The organism is Gymnodinialimonas ceratoperidinii, assembly GCF_019297855.1.
In the GTDB taxonomy this organism is placed as follows: Bacteria; Pseudomonadota; Alphaproteobacteria; order Rhodobacterales; family Rhodobacteraceae; genus Gymnodinialimonas; species Gymnodinialimonas ceratoperidinii.
Genome location: NZ_CP079194.1, coordinates 2,064,640 through 2,087,327, shown reverse-complemented (window position 1 = coordinate 2,087,327; position 22,688 = coordinate 2,064,640). Strand labels below are relative to the sequence as shown.

17 protein-coding genes are annotated in these 22,688 nt (G+C 66.4%); 6 read left to right on the top strand and 11 right to left on the bottom strand.

Going from position 1 to position 22,688, the window contains the following annotated elements; translation table 11 throughout:
* Positions 1-73 precede the first annotated feature (73 nt).
* Positions 74-1,627: a trimethylamine methyltransferase family protein gene (locus tag KYE46_RS10160; RefSeq protein WP_219005084.1), complete on the bottom strand. Its 1,554-nt coding sequence runs from the start codon at positions 1,625-1,627 to the stop codon at positions 74-76.
* A 168-nt stretch (positions 1,628-1,795) separates the two neighbouring features.
* Here KYE46_RS10160 and guaA point away from each other — a divergent pair, with 168 nt between their 5' ends.
* Both guaA and KYE46_RS10150 read left to right on the top strand, forming a co-directional pair.
* On the top strand, positions 1,796-3,388 hold the full coding sequence (guaA, locus tag KYE46_RS10155) for a glutamine-hydrolyzing GMP synthase (RefSeq protein WP_219000512.1): 1,593 nt from the start codon (positions 1,796-1,798) through the stop codon (positions 3,386-3,388).
* Positions 3,385-3,984, top strand: coding sequence for a YdcF family protein (locus tag KYE46_RS10150; protein WP_219000511.1), 600 nt, complete (start codon positions 3,385-3,387; stop codon positions 3,982-3,984). Before guaA ends, KYE46_RS10150 begins: the two co-directional genes overlap by 4 nt.
* A gap of 21 nt (positions 3,985-4,005) precedes the next feature.
* On the opposite strand, the gene KYE46_RS10145 is transcribed toward KYE46_RS10150, so the two are convergent.
* Both KYE46_RS10145 and KYE46_RS10140 read right to left on the bottom strand, forming a co-directional pair.
* Positions 4,006-5,349 (bottom strand): PQQ-like beta-propeller repeat protein, encoded by a 1,344-nt coding sequence (locus KYE46_RS10145; RefSeq protein WP_219000510.1) that lies wholly within the window; start codon positions 5,347-5,349, stop codon positions 4,006-4,008.
* A 105-nt stretch (positions 5,350-5,454) separates the two neighbouring features.
* The gene (locus KYE46_RS10140) at positions 5,455-6,360 is read right to left on the bottom strand and encodes a hypothetical protein (protein ID WP_346345203.1); all 906 of its coding nucleotides are present in this window, start codon (positions 6,358-6,360) and stop codon (positions 5,455-5,457) included.
* Between the two features lie 298 nt (positions 6,361-6,658).
* Here KYE46_RS10140 and KYE46_RS10135 point away from each other — a divergent pair, with 298 nt between their 5' ends.
* Positions 6,659-8,005: an efflux RND transporter periplasmic adaptor subunit gene (locus tag KYE46_RS10135; protein WP_219000509.1), complete on the top strand. Its 1,347-nt coding sequence runs from the start codon at positions 6,659-6,661 to the stop codon at positions 8,003-8,005.
* Positions 8,002-11,835 carry an efflux RND transporter permease subunit gene (locus KYE46_RS10130; RefSeq protein ID WP_219000508.1) on the top strand — a complete coding sequence of 1,278 codons (3,834 nt, stop codon included), beginning with the start codon at positions 8,002-8,004 and terminating at the stop codon, positions 11,833-11,835. The genes KYE46_RS10135 and KYE46_RS10130 overlap by 4 nt, the downstream gene beginning before the upstream one ends.
* 177 nt (positions 11,836-12,012) lie before the next feature.
* Here the strand turns inward: KYE46_RS10130 and KYE46_RS10125 are convergent, their stop codons facing one another.
* Together KYE46_RS10125 and KYE46_RS10120 are read right to left on the bottom strand one after the other, a co-directional pair.
* Entirely contained in the window at positions 12,013-13,902 is a 1,890-nt protein-coding gene (locus KYE46_RS10125) for an ABCB family ABC transporter ATP-binding protein/permease (protein ID WP_219000507.1), read from the bottom strand.
* Between the two features lie 66 nt (positions 13,903-13,968).
* Positions 13,969-16,014, bottom strand: a complete 2,046-nt coding sequence (locus KYE46_RS10120) for a LysM peptidoglycan-binding domain-containing protein (protein ID WP_219000506.1) — start codon at positions 16,012-16,014, stop codon at positions 13,969-13,971.
* A 137-nt stretch (positions 16,015-16,151) separates the two neighbouring features.
* On the opposite strand from KYE46_RS10120, the gene KYE46_RS10115 reads away from it, so the two are divergent.
* Positions 16,152-16,700, top strand: a complete 549-nt coding sequence (locus KYE46_RS10115) for an LOG family protein (protein ID WP_219000505.1) — start codon at positions 16,152-16,154, stop codon at positions 16,698-16,700.
* Positions 16,701-16,810: 110 nt separating this feature from the next.
* The gene (locus KYE46_RS10110; RefSeq protein ID WP_219000504.1) at positions 16,811-17,104 is read left to right on the top strand and encodes a hypothetical protein; all 294 of its coding nucleotides are present in this window, start codon (positions 16,811-16,813) and stop codon (positions 17,102-17,104) included.
* A gap of 65 nt (positions 17,105-17,169) precedes the next feature.
* Here the strand turns inward: KYE46_RS10110 and KYE46_RS10105 are convergent, their stop codons facing one another.
* From KYE46_RS10105 to KYE46_RS10080, 6 genes are all read right to left on the bottom strand, one after another.
* A complete protein-coding gene (locus tag KYE46_RS10105; protein ID WP_219000503.1) occupies positions 17,170-17,664 on the bottom strand; it encodes a baeRF12 domain-containing protein in 495 nt (164 codons plus the stop codon).
* A 16-nt stretch (positions 17,665-17,680) separates the two neighbouring features.
* Positions 17,681-17,911 (bottom strand): hypothetical protein, encoded by a 231-nt coding sequence (locus KYE46_RS10100; RefSeq protein WP_219000502.1) that lies wholly within the window; start codon positions 17,909-17,911, stop codon positions 17,681-17,683.
* Between the two features lie 125 nt (positions 17,912-18,036).
* A complete protein-coding gene (locus KYE46_RS10095; RefSeq protein ID WP_219000501.1) occupies positions 18,037-18,636 on the bottom strand; it encodes a superoxide dismutase in 600 nt (199 codons plus the stop codon).
* 159 nt (positions 18,637-18,795) lie between these two features.
* The gene (locus KYE46_RS10090) at positions 18,796-19,359 is read right to left on the bottom strand and encodes a sarcosine oxidase subunit gamma (RefSeq protein WP_219000500.1); all 564 of its coding nucleotides are present in this window, start codon (positions 19,357-19,359) and stop codon (positions 18,796-18,798) included.
* Positions 19,352-22,366 carry a sarcosine oxidase subunit alpha family protein gene (locus KYE46_RS10085; protein WP_219000499.1) on the bottom strand — a complete coding sequence of 1,005 codons (3,015 nt, stop codon included), beginning with the start codon at positions 22,364-22,366 and terminating at the stop codon, positions 19,352-19,354. The genes KYE46_RS10090 and KYE46_RS10085 overlap by 8 nt, the downstream gene beginning before the upstream one ends.
* Complete coding sequence (locus KYE46_RS10080; protein ID WP_219000498.1) at positions 22,363-22,686, bottom strand: sarcosine oxidase subunit delta; 324 nt, start codon at positions 22,684-22,686, stop codon at positions 22,363-22,365. Before KYE46_RS10080 ends, KYE46_RS10085 begins: the two co-directional genes overlap by 4 nt.
* Between the last annotated feature and the right edge of the window lie 2 nt (positions 22,687-22,688).

Sequence of the window (22,688 nt, the reverse complement as noted above, 5' to 3'; positions counted from 1 at the left end):
CGCAGATACCGAGGGCGGAAGACGCCCCGCCCCGCACGCCAATCGCACGGGACGGGCCGCTGTCAGATCCGCCTCAGATGAAGGCGTCGGGCATCGAGGCCTTCTTCTCGGCCACGTAAGCGCGCAGCGCCTCGTCGGTGACCGGATCGAGATGGGGCTGCTGATAGTCCGCCAGCATCTGCGTGACCTTGGCGGCAGCCAGCTCGTAAGAGCTGCGGCTGCCTTCTTCCGACCACGTCTCGTAGGGTTTGTAGTCAAGCACATTGGTGCGCCAGAAGGCTGTCTGGTAGTTGGCCTGCGTGTGAGCACAGCCAAGGAAGTGGCCGCCGGGACCGACTTCGCGCAGCGCGTCCATCGCCTGCGCATTCTCATCGACCGAAACGCCCTCGGCGAGCTTGTGCAGGATACCCAACTGGTCGGCGTCCAGCACGAATTTCTCCGGGCTCGCGGCCAGGCCCCCTTCCAGCCATCCGCAGGAGTGCAGCATGAAGTTCACGCCCGACAGAAGACCCATGTTGAGCGAGTTCGCGGTCTCGTAGCCTGCCTGGGCGTCGGGTATCTTCGAGCCGTTGAACGAACCCGAGGAGCGGTAGGGCAGCCCCAAGCGGCGGGTCAATTGCCCCATGCCATAGGTGATCTGCGAGGCCTCCGGCGTGCCGAAGGTGGGCGCGCCCGAGTTCATGTCGATCGACGTCACCATCGCCCCCATGATCACCGGCGCGCCCTTGCGCACCAGCTGGCTGTAGGCCACGCCCGCCAAGCCCTCGGCGAGGCATTGCGTCAGCGTTCCGGCGACAGAGACGGGCGCCATCGCGCCGCCGACGATGAAGGGCGAGATGATCGAGGCCTGACCCGCCGCCGCGTAATGCTCCAACGCGCCCATCATCACGCCGTCGAAGGTGAGCGGCGAGTTGATGTTGATCAGCGAGGTCATCACGCAGTTGTTCTCGACCACATCGGCACCGAAGAGGATCTTCGCCATCTCGATCGAATCGACAGCCCGCGAGGGTTCGGTGACCGAGCCCATGAAGGGTTTGTCCGACAGCGACATGTGGGCGTAGAGCATGTCGAGGTGGCGCTTGTTGACCGGCACGTCAGTCGGCTCGCAAACGGTGCCGCCCGAGTGGTGCAGCCATTTCGACATGTAGCCGAGCTTCACGAACTTCTCGAAATCTGCCATCGTGGCGTAGCGCCGACCGCCCGCGTGGTCGTGCACGAAGGGCGGGCCGTAGACCGGGGCCAGCACCAGTGAGTTGCCCCCGATCTCCACGTCGCGGTCGCGGTTGCGGGCGATCTGGGTGAACTTCGAGGGTGCGGTCTTGATCAGCTCCCGCGCGAGGCCCTTGGGGATATGGACCCGCTCACCGCGGACATCCGCGCCCGCCTCGCGCCAACGCTCCAGCGCGGCGGGGTTCTCGACGAACATGACGCCGATCTCTTCCAGCACCGTTTCGGCGTTCGCCTCGATGATCTGCAGGGCTTCTTCGTTGAGGATGTCGAGGTTGGGGATCTTCCGCTCGATGAAGCGCGCCGTCTCGAAGCTGACCGCAGAGCGCGAGGCCCGCCGCGCCGCGCCACCGCCGCCCCGTGCCCGCCGTTTACCCGTCGTCTGTTCTGCGTCGCCCATGACATCCTCCACCGGCGTGAAATTCATGCTCTTCCCTAGACCCTGCCGCCCCAACCGCATCGCCGGAGTGCGACATGTGGGGGGCGGATGCGACATCGGCCTCCGCCAGAGCGCCAAGCCGTGCCCGAGGGACTTGCGCAGACCAGCCCCGCGCCTTAATCGACGGACATGAAAAACGCCGCTGTCCCCGACCCCGCCAACCATGAACGCCTGCTGATCATCGACTTCGGATCGCAGGTGACGCAATTGATCGCCCGCCGCCTGCGCGAGTTGAACGTCTATTGCGAGATCCACCCGTTCCAGAACGTCGACGACGCCTTCGTGAAGGACTTCGCGCCCAAGGCGATCATCTTCTCGGGCGGGCCGGATTCAGTCACGCGCAAGGGCTCGCCCCGTCCGCCTCAGGCGGCTTACGACGCGGGCGTGCCGATCCTGGGCATATGCTACGGGCAGCAGGCGATGATGCAGGACCTCGGCGGCGAGGTGCATGGCGGCAAGATTTCCGGCGGCGGCGGCACGGCGGAATTCGGTCGCGCTTTCGTGGAGCCCACCGGCGCGCTGGCGCTGCTGCAGGGCTGGTTCTCGGAAGGGTCCGAGCAGGTCTGGATGTCCCACGGCGATCACGTCGCGAAACTCGCCCCCGGCTTCGAGGTCTACGGCACCTCGCCCAACGCGCCCTTCGCGATCACGGCGGATGTGGAGCGCAACTTCTTCGCGGTCCAGTTCCACCCCGAGGTGCACCACACCCCGCGCGGCGCGATGCTCTACGAGAACTTCGTGCGGCTGGCCGGGTTCTCGGGCGACTGGACCATGGACGCCTACCGCGAGCAGGCGATCGAGGCGATCCGCGCGCAAGTGGGCGACGCCAAGGTGATCTGCGCGCTTTCGGGCGGCGTCGACAGCTCGGTGACGGCAGCGCTGCTGCACGAGGCGATCGGCGACCAGCTGACCTGCGTTTTCGTCGACCATGGCCTCCTGCGTCTGAACGAGGGCGCGGACGTGGTCGAGATGTTCCGTGACCACATGAACCTGCACGTCATCCACGCCGAAGAGCAGGAGCTCTTTCTCGGCGAATTGGAGGGCGTCAGCGACCCCGAGACCAAGCGCAAAATCATCGGCAAGCTCTTCATCGACGTGTTCCAGAAATACGCCGACCAGATCGAGGGCGCGGCCTTCCTTGCCCAAGGGACGCTCTACCCGGACGTGATCGAAAGCGTGTCCTTCTCGGGCGGTCCTTCCGTCACCATCAAGTCGCATCACAACGTCGGCGGCCTGCCGGAGAAGATGGGCCTGAAGTTGGTGGAGCCGCTGCGCGAGCTCTTCAAGGATGAGGTCCGCGCGCTTGGTGCCGAACTCGGCCTGCCGCCGCACTTCATCGCCCGCCACCCCTTCCCCGGCCCCGGCCTCGCGATCCGCTGCCCCGGCGAGATCACCCGCGCCAAGCTCGATATCCTGCGCCAGGCCGATGCGGTCTACATCGACCAGATCCGCAAGCACGGCCTCTACGACGAGATCTGGCAGGCCTTCGTCGCGATCCTGCCGGTCCGTACCGTGGGCGTGATGGGCGATGGCCGGACCTATGACTACGCCTGTGCCCTTCGTGCCGTCACCTCGGTCGACGGGATGACCGCCGATTACTATCCCTTCAGCCACGATTTCCTTGGCGAGACGGCGACGCGGATCATCAACGAAGTGCCCGGCATCAACCGCGTCACCTACGACATCACCTCGAAGCCTCCGGGCACCATCGAGTGGGAGTGAGCCGCCGCGGCTGGATCCTGCGGCTCGCGCTGCTTCTTTTTCTCCAGACACTGGTGGTGATCGCGGGTGTCGAATTGTTCTGGCCGCGCGACCGGCTTCCCGCGCCCGCCGCGGCCTTGGTCTGTCTCGGGGGCGGGGCGAGCCCTTCGGCGTTGAACGACGACAGCCGCGCACGGGCCAATCGCTGCGCCGCGCTCTATCACGCCGGCGTGGCACCCGTGATCTACTTCACCGGTGTCGTCGCGGCCCCCCTGATGGCGGAACTGGCCGAGGCGCAGGACGTCCCCCGCGCCGCGATCTTCGTGGAAGACCAGAGCCAATCGACCTTGCAAAACGCGCTTTTCACTTCGGAAATCGCGCCCTTCGAGGGCCGCATCGTCGTGGTCAGCAGCGCCTACCATTTGCCCCGCGCCGCCGTCGCGTTCTGGGTGATGGGCTATGAGGAGATCGGCCTGACCGCGGCGGGCGCGCCGTCTCTCCGGCCCCGTCCCCTTCTGCGCGAGGTACTGGCCACGTGGTTCAACATGGGCCGCGTTGTCCTGTGGTGGGTCACGCCCTGGCTCGACGCCGATACGCGGGCCGCGCTTCTGGCTTAGGCCCTCGCGGGCCTCATCGCCTTAGCGGAAGGCCTGCAAGCGTCCGTTTTCGGTCACGACCAGCAGCGTGTCACCCACGACAATCGGATGCGCGGCGGCGCCGTTGCGCATCTGAACCGCGCCAGTCAGTACGCCGGATTCGGGGCTGAAGAAGCGCACGTTGCCATCGCCCGAAGCCACGACCAGACGCCCGCCCGCAAGGATCGGGCCGAAGTGGGTGAAGACCGCGCGCCGGCGGCGCTCGCGGTTGGCGACGTAGAGCGGTAGCTCCGTGCCCCAGACGCGGGTGCCCGTGCTGGCGTCCAGACGGATCAGCTCGTTACGGTCCGAGACGAAGAAGATGTCGCCCCCGGTGTGGAGAACCGGCGAATAGGCGCCCTCGTCCGCTTCCCAGATCCGTCGGCCCTGCTCGGCATCGAAGGCCACGACGCGGCCGGACTGGTTGCCCGCGAAGATGCGGTTGCCGACGACGACAGGATCGCTGGTGACGTCATTGATGTTGGCATAGGCCACGCCGTTGCGCCCACCGGCGACCGAGGTGTTCCAGAGGAAGGTGGCCGAGCGGCGCAGGACGCCGCCGATCTCGCCGGAGCCATAGGGCATGACGGCAAGGCGGCTGGTGATCGCGGGCGCTGCCGCGCCAGAAAGGACCGCGCCCGTGGCCGTGCCCGGCACGTTCCATTCCAGACGCCCCGTGGCCGCGTCAATCGCCCACCCCTCGTTGTTCCGGCTGACCACGTAGACCGTGCCATCGCTGACGGTCGGCGCGCCGATGCCCGCGTCGAGGCGCTGCCGCCAGGCGATGCCGCCGGTCGCGGCATCCATCGCGATCAGCTCGCCGAAGCCGGTGGTGGCATAAAGCGTGCCGCCCGAGACAGCCAGACCGCCGCCCGAAACGCTCCCGCCCCGGTCGAAGCCCGGTTGCAGGTCGGCGGTCCAGAGGGTCTGGCCCGAGTTCAGGGCAGTCGCCACGACGCCGGCGCGCGAATCCATCGTGAAGACGCGCCCATCGGCAGAGACGGGATCGGCGGTGATACGGTTGCGGCGGGTGTTGCCCTGCCCGATATCGGCGGTCCAGATCGGGGTCAGGCTGGCGCCGAGGGCCGCGTGGGGCGTGCGGTTGGTCGCATTGAAGCCCCGTTGTTCCCAAGAGCCGATCCGCGCCATCGAAGGCAGGCTGATCGCCCGCGGCGCGTCGGTCGTCACCGCGACGCCCGCTTCGCCGTCCAGGATCGCATCGACCGAGAAGCGTTCGCCCGGCAGGATCGTTTCGCGCTCGCATCCGCTGAGGACAAGGGCGGCCACCATGGCCAAGCCCGCCTGCACAAGCGTTCTGGAAGGGATAATCGTGCTTACAAGGCTCATGCCGCGTCCACCACTAGGTTCGGGACCATCGCGTCCTTGACGGTTGCCAAGTCCGGTCCGCGTGTTTTCGTCTTGCAGGCCCGAAAGCGCTTGTGCGCGCCGGTCCTATTCGTCCTCTGCCGCGCCGTTCGCGGGCTCATCTGCGTCGGCGTCCTCCGCCGGGGCCTCCTCCGCAGGTGCCTCCTCAGCCGGAGCCTCGTCTTCCGCCGGAGCCTCGTCTTCCGCCGCAGCCTCGTCTTCGGCCGGGGCCGCCTCGGCCTCTTCCACCGGCGCTTCCTCAGCAGGCGCATCCTCGGCAGGCGCTTCTTCCACCTGCATTTCCTCCGCAGGCGCTTCTTCGACCGGAGCCTCGGCACGGGCGTCCACCAGAACTGCACCACTTTCCAGCGCCACAATCAACTGCCCGGCGCGTTGTTGCAAGCCTGCCGTTGCAGCGGCGCTGCGCTCGATCGCGCGCAGCCGGTCGAGGGCGGCATCCAGATCACCGGCGCGGACCTCCATCAACGCGAGTTGCTCTTCCGCCAGCGCCGAGTAGGGCGCGCCGGGAGCGGCCAGCGCTTCCAGAACGATCCGGGCCTCGGCCTCGGGCGCCGGGTCGAGCATCTCGGCCTTGAGAAGTGCCAGATCGACATAGCGGCGCTCCACGCCGGGGGCGTCGGCCGCCGCGCGCAGGCGGGCCGCAGCATCGGCGCGGTCCTCGCCATTTGCCGCTTCACCGGCAGCCAGAAGCGCAAGGATGATGCTGGCGTCGGCGGTAGGCGCTTCCACGGCTTCCAGCGCGGCGATGCGGGCTTCGGTGTCTTCGGCGTCCAGCGCGCCCAGAAGCGCGTCTCCGAAGGCCTCGGCCTGCGCGCGTTCCTGCGCCCCCGACCATTCGACATAGGCCGCGCCGCCGACAATGGCGATCACCACGAGGATGGGGATCCAGCCCCAACGGCGCATCAACGCATAGAGACGGTCGCGGCGGACCTCTTCGCTGACCTCATCGATAAAACTGTCGGTATTCGCCATGGACGCCGCCCCACCCCGGATCGCTGTTTGTTCGGTCCGACTTACCCCGCCTTTGCCCATGGGGGCAAGGCCCCGTTAACGCGGCGCTTTCCCGAGCGCGTGGGGCCTTCCGGCCTGCAGCACTTGCCGTCGCGACAACTTGGTGGCAGGAGGCATATCTGAACCGCTCGGTTCACTCTTGTGCAGGTTGTACACAGGTCGTAAACTGAACTGGTCGGTTTACTGCTGCGAGACCAGCACCAAAGCGATTGCGTCTCTCCCGGCGGAAGTCTGACGGTCGGGCAAGAAAGGTTTTTGGATGAAGCTGTTTCCGCTCCTGACCGCTGCGCTCGTCTGCGTGGTGCTCTATTTCGCGATCCTGGACCGCGACAGCCTGGTAAACTTCGCTGACGGCTTCGCCTCGACCGCGCGCGACGTGCTGCCGGAGCCCAACAACACCCCGAACGACATCACACCGCTCGCCGATGAAGACGCCGCGGGCTTAGACGATGGCCTGATCAATGTGGTCGTGCGCCGGTCCGAGGCGCAGGTGACCGAGAACGCGGTGGTCCTGCGGGGCCGGACCGAGGCGCTGCGGCTCGTGGACGTTGCCTCGGAAACCTCCGGGCGCATCATTTCGACCCCGATCCGCGCGGGCGCTTTCGTGGAAGAGGATCAAGTCCTCTGCGAGATCGATCCCGGCACCTCCGGCACCGCTTTGGAAGAGGCGTTGGCCCGTCTGGGTGAAGCGCAGGCCCGTGTCCCCGAGGCCGAGGCCCGCATCCCCGAGGCAGAGGCGCGCCTGCCGGAGGCCCGCGCGATGCTGGCGCAGGCCGAGGCACAGCTTACCGCCGCCGAGATCGACGGCAACGCCGCGACACGGCTCGCGGAATCGGGCTTCGGCTCCAACACCCGCGCGGCCTCGGCTACGGCGAGCGTTGCGGCGGCGCAGGCCGGCGTTGAAAGCGCGATGGCGCAGGTGCAGGGCGCGCAGGCGGGCGTTCAAGCGGCGCGCGCGGGCGTCCAATCGGCGCAGGCCGGCGTCCGCGCGGCAGAGGCCGCCGTGACACGCGCCGAAGAAGCCATCGAGATGCTGACGATCCACGCCCCCTTCTCGGGCCTGCTGGAAACCGACACCGCCGAACTGGGCAGCCTGATGCAGCCCGGTGCGATCTGCGCCACGATCATTCAGCTCGATCCGATCAAGCTGGTGGGCTTCGTTCCCGAGGCGCAGGTCGACCGGGTCCGCGTCGGCGCCACGGCGGGCGCGCGTCTGGCCAGCGGCCAGGAGGTTCAGGGCGAGGTCACCTTCCTCTCGCGCTCCGCTGATGAGCGCACCCGCACCTTCCGCGTCGAGATCACCGTCCCCAATTCCGAGCTTGCGATCCGCGACGGCCAGACCGCCGACATCCTGATCCAGACAGAAGGCACGCCCGCCCATCTTCTGCCCGCCTCGGCGCTGACCCTCAACGACGAGGGGCTGCTTGGCGTGCGCACGGTCGAGGACGGCATCGTCCAGTTCGTCGAGGTGGAGATGCTGCGCGACACCGCGCGCGGCGTCCTTCTGGCAGGACTGCCGGAGAACGTCGATATCATCGTCGTCGGACAGGAGTTCGTCACCGCCGGTGTCGAAGTCGCGACGACCCTTGAGGAGTTGACCCAATGACGGGCGTCATCGACTGGGCCGCCTCCCGCGCGCGCATGGTCATCGCCTTCGTCATCCTGTCGCTGACCGCCGGCACCGCGGCCTACATCGGCTTGCCGAAAGAGGGTGAGCCCGACATCGACATCCCCGGCCTCTTTGTCTCGGTCCCCTTCCCCGGCATCTCGGCGCTCGACAGCGAACGCCTTCTTGTGCGCCCGATGGAGGCCGAGTTTCAGGACCTCGACGGGCTGCTGACGATCAACGCCACGGCAGCAGAGGGCTATGCCGGGGTGTTTCTCGAGTTCGAATTCGGGTGGGACAAGGGCGAGACCATCGCCGATGTCCGCGACGCCATGGGCCGCGCCGAGGTGCAGTTCCCGGACGGCGCCGAGAGCTATTCGATCAACGAGATCAACTTCTCGGAATTCCCGATCATGGTTGTCGCGCTCTCGGGCTCCGCGCCCGAGCGCACCCTGATCCGGCTCGCCAACGAGATGCAGTCCGAGCTCGAATCCCTCTCTCCGATCCTCTCGGCGGGCATCGCGGGCGCGCGCGACGAGATGCTGGAGGTGATCCTCGACCCCCTCGCGCTGGAGGCCTATGACGTCACCGCCGCCGACCTGATCAACGCGGTGCAGGGCAACAACCAACTGATCGCAGCGGGCGAGGTCACGACCGAAAGCGGCTCGATCTCGGTCACGATCCCGGCCAGCTTCGAGACGGCGCAAGACGTCTACAACCTCGCCATCACGGTGAACGGCGACCGCGTCGTCACGCTCGGAGAGCTGGCCGACATCCGCCTGACCTATCAGGACCGCGACGGCACCGCGCGCTTCAACGGCGAGACGACGATCGCCCTGCAGGTCGTGAAACGGCAGGGTTTCAACATCATCGACACGGTCGCGCTGATCCGCGAGACGGTCGCCTCGGTCGAGGCGACATGGCCCGAGGAACTGCGCGCCTCCGTCCACGTGGAAACCACACTGGACCAATCGGTGCAGGTCGACGGCATGGTGCGCCAACTGGAAGGCTCGGTCCTGACCGCCATCGCGCTGGTGATGATCGTGGTGCTGGCCGCCCTCGGCACCCGCTCGGCGCTGCTGGTGGGCTTCGCGATCCCCACCTCCTTCCTGCTCTGCTTTATCCTGCTCGGCGTCATGGGGATCACGATTTCCAACATCGTGATGTTCGGCCTGATCCTCGCCGTGGGGATGCTGGTGGACGGGGCCATCGTCGTGGTCGAATACGCCGACCGCCGCCTGTCCGAGGGCGCGCGCCCGATGCAAGCCTATACCGAGGCCGCCAAGCGCATGTTCTGGCCCATCGTCTCCTCGACCGCGACCACGCTCTGCGCCTTCCTGCCGATGCTGTTCTGGCCCGGCGTGCCCGGCGAATTCATGGGCATGCTGCCGGTCACGCTGATCTTCGTACTCTCCGCCTCCCTGATCGTGGCGCTGATCTACCTGCCGGTTCTGGGCGGCGTGGCGGCGCGCTTCAGCCGCCTGATCGAGACCTCGGCCATGGCCTTCAAGGGCCTGTTGCCGTGGTATGTCGCGCGCCTCGCTGTCACCATCGCCATGGGTTACGTGATGTTCCTCGCGGCGCTTCAGGTCGTGCGCAACGGGGTGCTCTTCACCCTGCCCGCCGCCCTCTCGCCCGTGGTGCAGATGGCCATCAGCGGCGCCGTCTTCGTGCTCGTCTGCGTGGTGATGTCGATCCTCGTCTCCTCCATCCAGCTGCCGCATCGCGAGAAGAAGGTCACCTCCGGCTACCGCCGCGGCGCCTTCGGCTGGTTCATCCACGCGCTGACCGGCAACCCGGTGATGCCGCTGGTTTCCATCGCTGCCGTGGGCTTCTTCGTCGTCAGCGTCTTCACCTACTTCGGCGAACACAGCCGCGGCGTGGAGTTCTTCGTCTCGACCGAGCCCGAGACCGCCATCGTCTACGTCCGCGCCCGCGGCAACCTCTCGATCGCCGAGCAGGACGCCATGGTCGCCCAGGTCGAGGAAATCGTGCTGAGTCAGGAGGGCGTGCGCGACGTCTTCGCCTTCGCGGGCTCCGGCGGGCTCGACAACAACACCGGCGGCGCGGCAGCCCCCGCCGACACGGTGGGCCAGGTGCAGATCGACCTCGAGCCCTGGGGCACGCGCCCCGGCGGTGACCTGATCCTCGAGCAGTTGCAGGCCCGCCTCGACCGCCTGCCGGGTTTCGAGACCGAGATCTTCTCGGTCGCCACCGGCCCCGCGGCAGGCAAGCCGGTCTCGCTGCGCCTCTCCGGCGACAATTGGGAGGAATTGCAGGAAGCCACCCGTGTCGTGCGCGCCTATTACGAAGGGCTCGACGGGCTGACCCTCGTGGAAGACACCCTGCCCCTGCCCGGCATCGATTGGGAGATAAACGTCGACGTGGAGGCCGCGGGCCGTTTCGGTGCCGACGTGCAGACCGTGGGCGCCATGGTGCAGCTTGTCACCCGGGGCATCCTGCTCGACACCATGCGCGTGCCCACCTCGGACGAGGAGATCGACATCCGCGTCCGCTTCCCCGAGGAGGCCCGCGTCCTCTCCACCCTCGACAGCCTGCGCGTGCGCACCCCCGACGGGCTGATCCCGCTGTCGAATTTCGTCACCTACGCCCCCGCGCCGCAGCTGGCCACGATCGAGCGCATCGACCAGTCGCGCTTCTTCATGGTGAAGGCCGATGTCCTCTCCGGGTTGGAGCAGGTCTCCGACGCCGAGGGCACGCCCGTCGCAATGCTCCGCGATGTCGCCGAGATCGCCACCGGCGGCAGCGTGGAGCTGACCTACGCCGACACCGACTACCAGATCTTTGCGCGCTACACGGACCTCACACCGGATCAGATCGAGGCGGGACTGCTGGCAGGCGATCTCACCACCACCCCGGTGAACGCCAACGAGCGGATCGAGAACCTGACCGAGTGGCTGGAGACGGAATCCCCCCTGCCCGCCTCGGTCTCATGGGAATGGGCGGGCGACCAGGAGGAACAGGAGGAATCCCAGGCCTTCCTCTCCTCCGCCTTCGCCGCCGCGCTCGGGTTGATGTTCATCATCCTGCTGGCGCAGTTCAACTCGATCTACAATGCGGTGCTGGTGCTTCTGGCCGTGGTCCTCTCCACCACCGGGGTGCTGATCGGCATGCTGGTGATGGACCAGACGTTCTCGATCATCATGACCGGCACCGGCATCGTGGCGCTGGCCGGCATCGTGGTGAACAACAACATCGTGCTGATCGATACCTATCAGGAATACGCGCGCTTCATGCCCCGGCTGGAAGCCATCGTGCGCACCGCCGAAGCCCGCATCCGCCCGGTCCTTTTGACCACGATCACCACCATGGCCGGCCTCGCGCCGATGATGTACGGCATCTCTCTCGATTTCGGCGACGGCGGCTACACGATCAACAGCCCGACCGCGCTCTGGTGGAAACAGCTCGCGACAGCCGTGGTCTTCGGCCTCGGCATCGCCACGGTGCTTACCTTGGTCTTCACCCCCTCGCTGCTGGCGCTCCGGGTCTGGTTCTGGACCATCCTCGGCGGCGCCTTCCGCGCCCTTGCACTTCTGGGCGCACGCCGCCTCAGCGTGCGGGCCCAGGATTGGGCGCTGAAACGGCAGGCCCGACGCACCCGGGATCCGGTGATCTTCTGGGATGAAGAACCCGCGCCCGCGCAACCGGACAACCCCACACCGGCTGAGCACCCCGAGCCCGCGCAAGACGCGCTGATCGGCCCGCCGCGCCCCCCGGTCAACCGGCCAGAGCCCCCGGCCGATCCCTACGCGGACACCGAACTCGACAGCGACATCGGCCCCCGCCCGCCGCTCCGCGCCGCCGAATAGCCGCATCCAAAAGGCACACCCCCAGAGACGGCACACAACCGCCCCCACCTTCCCCGTTCTTCAAATATCCAAAATCCCCAGACCGGCCCCACCCGACCCGCTCACAGCCAAAACGCCGCTCTGGTAGCCTCCCACCTCCGGCTGCGACCAGAGCGCAACCCGCCGCACACCCTTACCTCAGGCTGCGTCTTCCTCGTCCGAGGCCTGGCGATGCCAAAGCTGCGCGTAGCGCCCGCCGCTGGCCAGAAGCGCCTCGTGGGTGCCTTCCTCGACAACTTCGCCCTTCTCCAGCACCACGATCCGGTCCGCGTCGACGATGGTCGAGAGCCGGTGCGCGATGGTCAGCACCGTGCGGCCTTCGCCCATGGCCTTCAACTCGGCCTGGATCTCCATCTCGGTGTCCGTGTCCAGCGCGCTCGTGGCCTCGTCCAGAACGAGGATCGGCGGGTCTTTCAACAGGGTGCGCGCGATGCCCACCCGCTGCTTCTCGCCCCCCGAAAGCTTCAGGCCGCGCTCGCCCACGGGGGTGTCATAGCCCTCCGGCAGCGAGAGGATGAAATCGTGGATCGCCGCCGCCTTGGCCGCCTGCTCCACTTCAGCGCGGGTCGCCCCGTCGCGGCCATAGGCAATGTTGTAATAGATCGAGTCGTTGAACAGCACCGTGTCCTGCGGCACGACGCCGATTTGGGCATGGACCGAGGTCTGCGTCACGTCGCGCAGGTCCTGTCCGTCGATGGTGATCCGCCCGTCGCCCACGTCGTAGAAACGGAACATCAGCCGCCCGATGGTCGATTTGCCGGACCCTGAAGAGCCCACGACCGCCACCGTTTCACCGGCAGGAATGTCGATATCGACGCCCTTCAGGATCGGCCGCGCGGCGTCATAGCCGAATTTCACCCCCTCCAGCCGCACATTGCCGCCCGTCACCTCCAGAGGCTGCGCATCGGGGGCATCGCGCACTTCCTGAGGCTGTTCCAGAAGGTTGAACATCTCGCCCATATCCACCAGCGCCTGCCGGATCTCGCGGTAGACAGTGCCGAGGAAGTTCAGCGGCATGGTGATCTGGATCATGTAGGCGTTGACCATGACGAAATCACCCACGCTCAGGCTGCCGTCCTGCACGCCGAGCGCGGCCATGACCATGACGATCACGAGGCCCGCGGTGATCAGCACCGACTGGCCGAAATTGAGGAAGGCCAGCGAGTACGACGTCTTCAGCGCCGCCGCCTCATAGCCCTCCATCGCCGCGTCATAGCGCTTCGCCTCCCGCGCCTCGGCGCTGAAATACTTGACCGTCTCGAAGTTCAGCAGGCTGTCGATCGCCTTCTGGTTCGCGTCGGTATCCTGATCGTTCATCTGCTTTCGGATGCGGACCCGCCATTCGGTCACCTTGAAGGTGAACCAGATGTAGAGGCCGATGGTGACGGCCAGAACGATCAAATAATTGATGTCGAACACCACCGCGAGGATGATGCCGGTCAGCGCCAGCTCGAGGATCAGCGGACCGACCGAGAACAACAGGAACCGCAGCAGGAACTCGACGCCCTTGACCCCGCGCTCGATGATCCGGCTCAGCCCGCCGGTCTTGCGCTGGATGTGGTAGCGTAGCGACAGGGCGTGGATGTGCTGGAACGTCTCCAGCGCCAGCTGCCGCAGGGCACGCTGCGCGACCTTGGCGAAGATCGCGTCGCGCAGCTGGTTGAACCCCACCGTCAGCGCCCGCGCCATGCCGTAGGCCACGGTGATGCCCACTGCCCCGACGCCCAGAACCCAGGCCGGGTCGACGGCATTCTCGCCGGCCAGCATGTCGACGGCTGCCTTGTAGAGGAACGGCGTGCCCACCGCGATCAGCTTGGCTACGGCCAGCATCACCAGAGAGATCACCACCCGCTGCTTCACCCAGGCCTGATCCGCAGGCCAGAGATAGGGCGCGACCTTGCGGATCGTGCGCCACCCCGAGGCGCGTTCGGCCTCGGCATAGGCGGCATTGGCCGCGGCTTCGGCTTCCGCGCGAGAACCGGGCGCGGTGTCTTGCGGATCGTTGGTGACTGTCGTGTCGGCTGGCATGTGGCGGGCGTCCCTTTGCTGCCCTCTACCTAGGGCGCGGACGGGCCAGAGACCAGAGGCTCCGCGTCAGTTCTCGTCCGCTTCCGTCGCCAACTCGGGAATTCGGAAGATCTGGCCGGGGAAAATCCAGTCCGGGTCGCGGATCTGATCCTGATTTTCCTCGAAGATCTGCACGTAGAGAATGCCTTCACCGAAGGTGTCCTCGGCGATCCCCCAAAGGGTGAAGCCCGGCTGCACGGTGATCACGTCGATGCCGCCGTCCGCCACCCGTGGCGCATCGGCCACCCGGTCGGGGTCTTCGCGCAGGAAAGGCGTCTCGACGCTGCTGGTGGTGGTGCCATCCTCAGCCAGCCCGGCGACCGTCAGCGTGTAGGTGCCCGGATCGACGTCGGGTAGTTGCAGGGACCAATCGCCCCCGGCGCTGACTTCGCCCAATTGGATCGGCTGGTTGTTGAGGTAGACCTGGATATCCGAGGCCACCGGACCGCGCCCGGCGAGGATCACCGCGCCTTGGGTATTGTAGGAGATCGCGTCGAGTTGCACCGAGGTCTGCACCGTCGGACTTGACGCGGCACCCTGCACCACGCGCACGCCCTCTGGCCCCGCGATGACCACCGCAGGCGCACCCGATGGGCGGGGCGTAGAAGCGGGTTCGGCTGTGTCTGGCGTATCGGCTGCTTCCGGCGTGCCAGATGCATCTGGCGTATCGGCTGCGTCTGGCGCGTTAGTCGCGCTCGGCGTATCGGCGTCCGTTTGTGCCGCCGCGATTTCTTCGGGCTCCGGGTCCACCGCGGCCGCATCGTCACCAAGGGCAACCTGCGCCTCGGGCTGCGCGTCCACGCCTTGCGCATCCGCTCCGATCTCCCGAGGCCGCTGCGTTGGCTCGACCGGCGTTTCAGGCGTTGCACTCGCGACCTCCACGGAGGTTTCCTCACTCGCAACATCGGTAGTCGCGGCATCTGCGCTGGCAACCTCTGCGGCGCTGCCCTCTTCCGGGTCACCCGCCGCGATTTCGGTCTCGCTGCCAACGGACGGAGTCTCCTCCGTCACCGCAATCTCAGCACTCTCGCCCGTCTCTGGCGAGGCATCCGCCGTGGCCAAAGTCTCGGTCAATTCAGCCTCAGCTTCCGCGCCGGTCTCAGCGACCTCTGCACCATCGCCTGGAACGGGCGGCTCCGCACCTTCAGCCTCTGCACCTACCGATGGCGCGTCCACCTCGGTGCCGACCGTCGGCAACTCCGCGCTTTCGGTGTCCGCCAGCGCGAGTTCGTCGACCTCGGGGGCAGAGGCCAGCTCTGGGGCCGGTGTCGGCTCCGGCGTCTCGGCCGCTGCAACCTCCGTTCCGCCCTCCGTCACGGTCGCATCCGGCGCAGCTTCCTCTGCCGTGCCCTCCATTGCGACATCCTCCGCCGCCGCGCTCGTTTCCGGCACGGCCTCCGCGTCTAGTGCGTCGGCCATCTCCGGGCCGTCTGCCTCAGCCTCTGCGTCGGAAGCGGCGGCAATGTCGATGGTCGTCTCGGGCGACGAGAACGGCGCGATCAGCACGGTCTCTACCCCGGCCAGAACCGGGCCGTTCTCGGGGCGCGCTTCGACGGCAAGCATCCGCGGCGCGTCGGACGGGTCGAGCGAAAGGAGGGCCACGAAGGCCCCGGTGCCATCGGCGCGCGCCACGGCAATCTCTTCGCCGTCCAGAACGATCGCAACCGAAAGGTCAGGAGATGTCTGTCCGGCAATCACAGCGTTGCCCGCAGCGTCCACGCGCACCACGTCAAGGCGCGGTGCTTCCAGCGGCAATACCGGTACCGTCTCGGGTTCCTGAGCCGGCTCTGCCGCCTCGGACGTTGCCTCCGCCGCATCGACCGTTGCATCAGGCGCGTCGTTGTCAGCCGGTCCGGCGCCCGCCTCGGCCTCGGACCCGCCATTGGCGACATCGGGGGCGACCTCGGGCGCGCTGCCTTCAACCGCGACTTCCGCGACCGTTTCCGGCCCCTCGCCCTCGCGCTCTGCATTATAGACAGAGACACCTACCGCCCCCGCGATCAGCACCACGGCACCAATGGCCGTTGCCCCGATCGCGCTGGAGCTGCTTCCGAACATCGTCGCAAGTTTCATCGAATGACCTCAGGCACGGTTTCCCCCTCTAAAACCCTGCGAATTCCGTGGCATCCTCAAGGGGATACCCCTTGCACGTGGACGCCACTCACGCGCAGTATTAGGGCCGAACATATCCAAAAGCGCAAGGTATTGTGATGAGACGACTGTCTTTGTGTGTCTATTGTGGCTCTCGCATGGGCGCAGACCCCGCGTACGGCGAGATGGCTGCCGCTTTGGGAGCCGAGATGGCGCGCCGCGATATCCGGCTGGTTTACGGCGCGGGCGACGTCGGCCTCATGGGCACGGTGGCCCGGGCGGCGCAGGCCGGCGGGGCCGAAACCTTCGGCGTGATCCCCACCCACCTGATGAACCTCGAAGTCGGCAAGGTGGATCTGACCAGCTTCGTTGTCACCGAGACGATGCACGAGCGCAAGAAGGTCATGTTCATGAACGCCGACGCGGTCGTGGTGCTGCCCGGCGGCGCGGGCTCGCTGGACGAGTTCTTCGAGGTTCTGACGTGGCGCCAATTGGGGCTGCACGACAAGAAGATCTTCCTGATGAACACCAACGGCTACTGGGACCCACTGCGCAACCTTGTCGACCACGTGGTTGCACAAGGCTTCGCGGATGAAAGCCTTCTATCGCTGGTGGAGACCGTGCCGGACGTGGCGGCGCTGATGTCCGCGCTCGACGGTCCCGCCTGATCCCGAAGACGACTGCCCGCGACGACGCGCTGAATTTGAGGCCGAAGCGGACGCATTAACTCATTCTTAACCCCTTTGAGGCACGCTCGGCGCATTGACCTTGGGGGCGAATGGGACATGCGATGACGGACGAGGAAATGACCCGCGCGCTGCGCTCTGTGGGCTATGCCGCGTTCGTCGATCACATCACGGTCTTCGACTCGGGGATGTCAGGGGTGAATGCGGTGGCGGAATTGCAGGAAAGGACCGGTTGGGCCGCCTCCGCCTGTCATACCCGCGTGAGCCGGGCCCGCAGCGTGATCGAGGCAGGTCGCGTCACGGATGCGTTGGAGCTGATCGCGGCGTCCGAGAGGGTCTCTAGCCAGACCCGCTTCAAGGCGCGGGCGTTGTTGGCGACGGTCTAGCCTGCGCGCAGCACAAGGCCCGCCGTGGGACGGGCGGGCCTTGTTTCTGTCTCGGCCAACCGCTGTCAGGCGTCAGGCGTCGTGGCGTCCGCAACACGTTTGGCGATCTCGTCCACCGGATGGTTCGTCAGCGTCAGGTCCGCTTCCGCCACGACCTTGTCGGTCACGACCTGATGAAGCTCCTTGCGCAATTCACCCAAGATCTTCGGAGAGGCGCAGATGATCAGGCGCTCGAACTTGTTCTGATGCGCCTTCTTGTAGAGGATATTGGCCAAGTCACTGGCGAAACGCTCTTTCTCCAGCCAATGCCAATCGGTGTCCTCCACCGCGGACCGATGCACCGAAGGGCCATCGTTGAACCGTCCCGGCTCGTGGGTGCCCTGCTCGTGGGTCGGCGGATTTTCCTGCTCTTCCTCGCGGAAAACCTCGAGGTTCGGATCATCGGCGTCGGTCACGTTGCGCAGGAACAAGGCCTTCTCGCCGTCAGCCACCAGCACCCAAGTGCCATGGGTCAGGGGCGAGCGGTTCTTGGTTACCTGGTCGACGTCAGTCTGCTTCATGGAAGGTTGAGCCATCTTACTTGTTCCTTTCGCCAAGGTTGTCGGTTCCGGCACGGTCCTCGTCGGACTTGGTGACGCGCGTGGCCCCGGCGGAGGAATTGGTGAAGTGTCGCAACTCATCCTTCGTGCCGGTCTTGCGCGCTAGGTCACCGCCGCTGCGGCCTGCGAAATCGGGCGCGTCGGGGTTATCGCCCAGAAGCTCTTTCGTCTCGCTCCGACCGTCTTTCGATCTGTGACGCTCTGCCATGGGGGTATCCTCCTCGATTGGTTTCACCTGGGGAGTCAACGCCTGCAACGGCTGCCAGTTCCGGCCAGACACGAAAAGGCCCGCCGTTTGACGGGCGGGCCTGAAGGCTTGACGGGGCCCGCAGCTTACATGCGCGAGGCGACGTTTTCCCAGTTCACCAGGTTGTCGAGGAAGTTCGACAGGTAGGCCGGGCGCTTGTTGCGGAAGTCAATGTAGTAGGAATGCTCCCACACGTCGCAGCCAAGCAGCGCGGTCTGGTTGAAGCACAGCGGGTTCACGCCGTTCTCGGTCTTGGTGACGGCCAGCGAGCCGTCGGCGTTCTTGACCAGCCAGCACCAGCCGGACCCGAACTGGCCCGCACCTGCGGCAGAGAACTGCGACTTGAACTCGTCGACGGAGCCGAAGCTCTCGTTCAGGGCGTTCTCCAGCTCGGAGGGCATGGAGGACGCGTCGGGGCTCATCATTTCCCAGAACTGATTGTGGTTCCACAACTGGCTGATGTTGTTGAAGATGCCGGACTGCGCGACGGCATTGGAATCGTAGGTGCCCTTGATGATCTCTTCGAGGGACTTGCCTTCCCACTCCGTACCCGCAATCGCCTTGTTGCCGTTGTCGACATAGGCCTTGTGGTGCAGGTCGTGGTGATATTCCAGCGTCTCGGCGGACATGCCGTGGGCGGCAAGGGCGTCGTGCGCATAGGGAAGGTCTGGAAGTTCAAAGGCCATGTTGTGGTCCCCCTGTTTGGTTGCAGTACGTTACGGCACAGATGGAGCGTGCAGCCCCCCGTCGTCAAGGGGCGGCAGCAAAATCCGCCCCCGTCGCACGGGCGTTTCCGGCGCGGGTCACGGGCTTGGAGAGGCCGCTTCGCGGCGTCCCGCTGCGCGTCAGTGATAGCCCACTTCGCTGCCCGGCGTGGCGGCATTGGCCAGCAGGTCGAAGGCATATTGCGCGACCGAGCGGAAACAGATGATCGTCGCATCCCCCGCCTCGTTGAACCAGAACGCGCCGGGCACCTGCGCGAGCCGCGAGCGGCGCATCTCCCGCGCGGGCAACCCGCCCAGATCGGCGGGTGTCAGCTTGCCCAGAACCTCGCGCGCGCCCGCACCCTTGACGCAGAACACTGCACGCGCGTCCGAGACGTTGACCGCAAGATGATGCGCCGCGCCCAGTTCCGCCGAGAGGTCGGCGACAATCTGGTCGGCCTTCGCGTGATCGCAGAGGATCAGCACCTCGTCGGGCGCCATCCATGCGACCTGTGTGCCGCCTTCCTCTCCCGTCATGGCCCGGCGCGCGGGCACCGTGGCGCCGGTGACCGATTGGAGTGCGGACATGGTCTCGGGCGCCTCCAGATCGGCCTTGAGGGTCACCATCCCGACAAGCCCCTGCTCCGTGACTTCAGCGAAGCCGTGGAAGCTCGCCCCTTGCAATGCACTGACAGCCTTAGACATTTTGCTTCTCCCCCTTGGGATCAAAGAACACGGGGTTCACGATTTTCGCGGCCACGGTCGAGCCGTCGACCTTGTTGAACTTCACCACCTCGCCCATACGGTCCGGCCCGTCGAGGACCAGCCCCATGGCGATGCCACGCTCCACGGTGGGCGAGTAATAGGTCGAGGTCACGCGCCCCTCCACATTCGCCTGCCCGTTGGCGTTGGTGCCCTCGGCCACCGCATAGGCGCCGTCGGGTAGCACCGATTTGTCGAGGGTCTCCAGACCGACCAGTTTCCAGCGCTTCGGATCGGTCATATAGGTCCGCTGCTGGCCGCGCTTGCCAAGGAAATCCTCCTTCTTCTTGGAGATCGCCCAGTTCAGCCCCAGATCCTGCGGGATCACGGTGCCGTCGGTCTCGTCACCGATCATGATGAAGCCCTTCTCGGCCCGCATGACGTGCAACGCCTCGGTGCCGTAGGGCGTGGCGTCCCATTCCGCGCCGGCCTCGTGCAGCGCCTCCCAGAACGCCATTCCCTGGCTGGCGGGCACGGCGATTTCGTAGCTGAGCTCACCCGAGAAGGAGATGCGGAAGACGCGGGTGTCAAAGCCGCCGATCCGGCCTTCGGCCATGCCCATGAAGGGCAGCGCCTCGGCCGAGAGGTCGAAGTCCGCGCCCATCTTCTCCAGCAGCTTGCGCGCGTTGGGACCGACCACGGCCACCTGCGCCCATTGCTCGGTCACGTTGACGGTGTGAACCTTCCAGTCCCACCATTCGCACTGCAGCCAGTCCTCCATGTGGGCATGGACGTGATCGGCCCCGCCCGAGGTGGTGTGGGCGAGGAAGGTATCCTCATCCAGACGCACAACCACGCCGTCATCCATCAGGAAGCCGTTCTCCGAGCACATCAGCCCGTAGCGGCATTTGCCCGGTTTCAGATTGCTCATCATGTTGGTGTACATCATGTCCATCAGCTTGCCCGCGTCCGGCCCCTTGACGATGATCTTGCCAAGGGTCGAGGCGTCGAGCAGCCCGAGCGAGCCGCGCGTGGCGTTGATCTCGCGGATCACAGCGTCGGCGTGGCTTTCACCCGCCTTGGGGAAGCAATAGGGCCGCCGCCAGCCGCCGACGGGCTCCATGTAGGCGCCCTTCGCCTCGTGCCAGTCGTGCATCGGCGTGCGGCGCAGCGGCTGGAAGATTTCGCGGCTGGCCTCGCCGGCGATCGCCCCCATGGAGATCGGCGTATAAGGCGGGCGGAACGTGGTCGTGCCGACCCGGGGGATGGCCTCGTTCAGCGCGTCAGCTAGGACAGCCAAACCGTTGATGTTGCTCAACTTCCCCTGATCCGTCGCCATGCCGAGAGTGGTGTAGCGCTTGGTGTGCTCGACGCTCTCGTAGCCCTCGCGCGCGGCCAGTTGCACGTCCGAGACCTTCACGTCGTTCTGGAAATCCAGCCACATCTTCGAGCGTTTCTTGTAGCCCGCACCGTGGGGCATGACCCAGACCGGGGCCAGCGGATCCTCGGCGGCGCTGCTGGCCGAGCTGCCCTCCCCGGCTGATTTACCCATCGCCTGCAACAGGTTGGCGGTGTTCGTTAAAGCGTTCTCCAGCGTCTGAGACGCCTGCATCGCGCCATCGGCGCTGCCGACGCAGGTCACGAACCCCTCGCCGTTCTGGTTCAGGGGCGGACGGCTCTCGTCGGGGCGGAAGAAGGCGTTGGTCTCGTCCCATGTCAGCTTGCCGCCGCAATGGGACCAGAGGTGGACCACCGGCGACCAGCCGCCCGACATCGCGACGGCGTCGCAGGAGATCTCGTCCAGCACCGCGCCGTCGCCGTCCTGCGCGCAGAGCGTCACCCCGGTGACTTGGCGCAGGCCTTTGACCATACCCACGGCGGAATTTACCTTAACGTCGATCCCCAACTCTCTGGCTTTACGCGGCAATTCACCATCGGCGGTGCGACGCGCGTCGACCACGCAGGCAACCTTCAGCCCGGCCTCGACCTGGGCAATCGCCGTGCGGTAGCCGTCGTCGTGGTTGGTGACGACGACGATGTTCTCGCCCACGGCCACGCCGTAATTCACCAGGTAATCGCGCACGGCCGAGGCCAGCATCACGCCGGGCTTGTCGTTGCCCGCAAAGCTCAGCGGCCGTTCCAGCGCGCCGGTGGCCGAGAGGATATGCTCTGCCCGGATGCGCCACAGACGGTGGCGCGGGCCATCGGCCTCGGGCGCGTGATCGGTCAGACGCTCGTAGCCCAGGACATAGCCGTGATCGTAGACGCCCGCGACCATGCAACGGGTGCGCAGCTCGACGTTCTCCATCGACTCCAGCTCCAGCAGCGCGCCGCTGACCCATTCCTCCGCCGGCAGGCCGTCGACCTCGACGCCATCGACAGGCGCGCGGCCGCCCCAATGGGCGCTCTGCTCCATCAGCAGAACCTTCGCCCCGGCGCGGCCTGCCAGCAGCGCGGCCTGCAGGCCCGCGATGCCGCCGCCCGCGATGACCAGATCGGTGTGGGCGTAGAAATGCTCGTATTTGTCGGGGTCGCGCGTCTCGGGATCGGGCGCGCGGCCCAAGCCCGCGGATTTGCGGATCACCGGCTCGAACACATGCTTCCACGCGGCGCGGGGGAACAGGAACGTCTTGTAGTAGAAGCCCGCCGGCAGGAAGCGCGAGACGAGGCCGTTGATCTCGCCCACATCGAACTCCAGCGAGGGCCAGTGGTTCTGGGACGTCGCCGTCAGATCGTCGAAAAGCTCCGTCGTGGTGGCGCGCTGGTTCGGCTCATGGCGGTTGCCCTCGCCGAGGTTGACGAGCGCGTTGGGCTCCTCCGCGCCGCTGGTCATGATGCCGCGCGGGCGGTGGTACTTGAACGAGCGCCCCACCAGCGTCTGGCCGTTGGCCAAGAGAGCCGAGGCCAGCGTATCGCCGCCATGGCCCTGCATGGTCTTGCCATTGAAGGTGAAGGAAACCCGAGAGGTGCGGTCGATCAGGCGACCGTGGGAGTCAAGACGAGTGCTCATTGTGCGTAGCTCCAGCCGGGGCGTTTGCTTTTAATTTTCTCGATCAGCTCGGCGGGCGGCTGAAGGGTTTGCGCCGAATAGGTCCCGAAGACCTCCAACGTGGCGGTGTCGCGCGCGGCGAGGAACCACTTGCCGCAGCCCGCCGCATGGCGCCAGCGCTCGAAATGCACGCCCTTGGTGTTGGGGCGCATGAAGAGGTATTCCTCGAACTGGTCATCCGTGGAGCCGGGGCCGTAGCGCTTGAGATGCGCCTCGCCGCCGGGGGCAAGCTCGGTTTCGCAGGCGGCCACGCCGCAGACGGGACAGGTGACGGTCAACATGG

Bases quoted from the DNA above. Each gene is read 5' to 3' on its own strand.
- KYE46_RS10160 (WP_219005084.1), bottom strand. From the start codon at position 1,627: ATGGGCGACGCAGAACAGACGACGGGTAAACGGCGGGCACGGGGCGGC.
- guaA (WP_219000512.1), top strand. From the start codon at position 1,796: ATGAAAAACGCCGCTGTCCCCGACCCCGCCAACCATGAACGCCTGCTG.
- KYE46_RS10145 (WP_219000510.1), bottom strand. From the start codon at position 5,349: ATGAGCCTTGTAAGCACGATTATCCCTTCCAGAACGCTTGTGCAGGCG.
- KYE46_RS10140 (WP_346345203.1), bottom strand. From the start codon at position 6,360: ATGGCGAATACCGACAGTTTTATCGATGAGGTCAGCGAAGAGGTCCGC.
- KYE46_RS10135 (WP_219000509.1), top strand. From the start codon at position 6,659: ATGAAGCTGTTTCCGCTCCTGACCGCTGCGCTCGTCTGCGTGGTGCTC.
- KYE46_RS10130 (WP_219000508.1), top strand. From the start codon at position 8,002: ATGACGGGCGTCATCGACTGGGCCGCCTCCCGCGCGCGCATGGTCATC.
- KYE46_RS10125 (WP_219000507.1), bottom strand. From the start codon at position 13,902: ATGCCAGCCGACACGACAGTCACCAACGATCCGCAAGACACCGCGCCC.
- KYE46_RS10120 (WP_219000506.1), bottom strand. From the start codon at position 16,014: ATGAAACTTGCGACGATGTTCGGAAGCAGCTCCAGCGCGATCGGGGCA.
- KYE46_RS10115 (WP_219000505.1), top strand. From the start codon at position 16,152: ATGAGACGACTGTCTTTGTGTGTCTATTGTGGCTCTCGCATGGGCGCA.
- KYE46_RS10110 (WP_219000504.1), top strand. From the start codon at position 16,811: ATGGGACATGCGATGACGGACGAGGAAATGACCCGCGCGCTGCGCTCT.
- KYE46_RS10105 (WP_219000503.1), bottom strand. From the start codon at position 17,664: ATGAAGCAGACTGACGTCGACCAGGTAACCAAGAACCGCTCGCCCCTG.
- KYE46_RS10100 (WP_219000502.1), bottom strand. From the start codon at position 17,911: ATGGCAGAGCGTCACAGATCGAAAGACGGTCGGAGCGAGACGAAAGAG.
- KYE46_RS10095 (WP_219000501.1), bottom strand. From the start codon at position 18,636: ATGGCCTTTGAACTTCCAGACCTTCCCTATGCGCACGACGCCCTTGCC.
- KYE46_RS10090 (WP_219000500.1), bottom strand. From the start codon at position 19,359: ATGTCTAAGGCTGTCAGTGCATTGCAAGGGGCGAGCTTCCACGGCTTC.
- KYE46_RS10085 (WP_219000499.1), bottom strand. From the start codon at position 22,366: ATGAGCACTCGTCTTGACTCCCACGGTCGCCTGATCGACCGCACCTCT.
- KYE46_RS10080 (WP_219000498.1), bottom strand. From the start codon at position 22,686: ATGTTGACCGTCACCTGTCCCGTCTGCGGCGTGGCCGCCTGCGAAACC.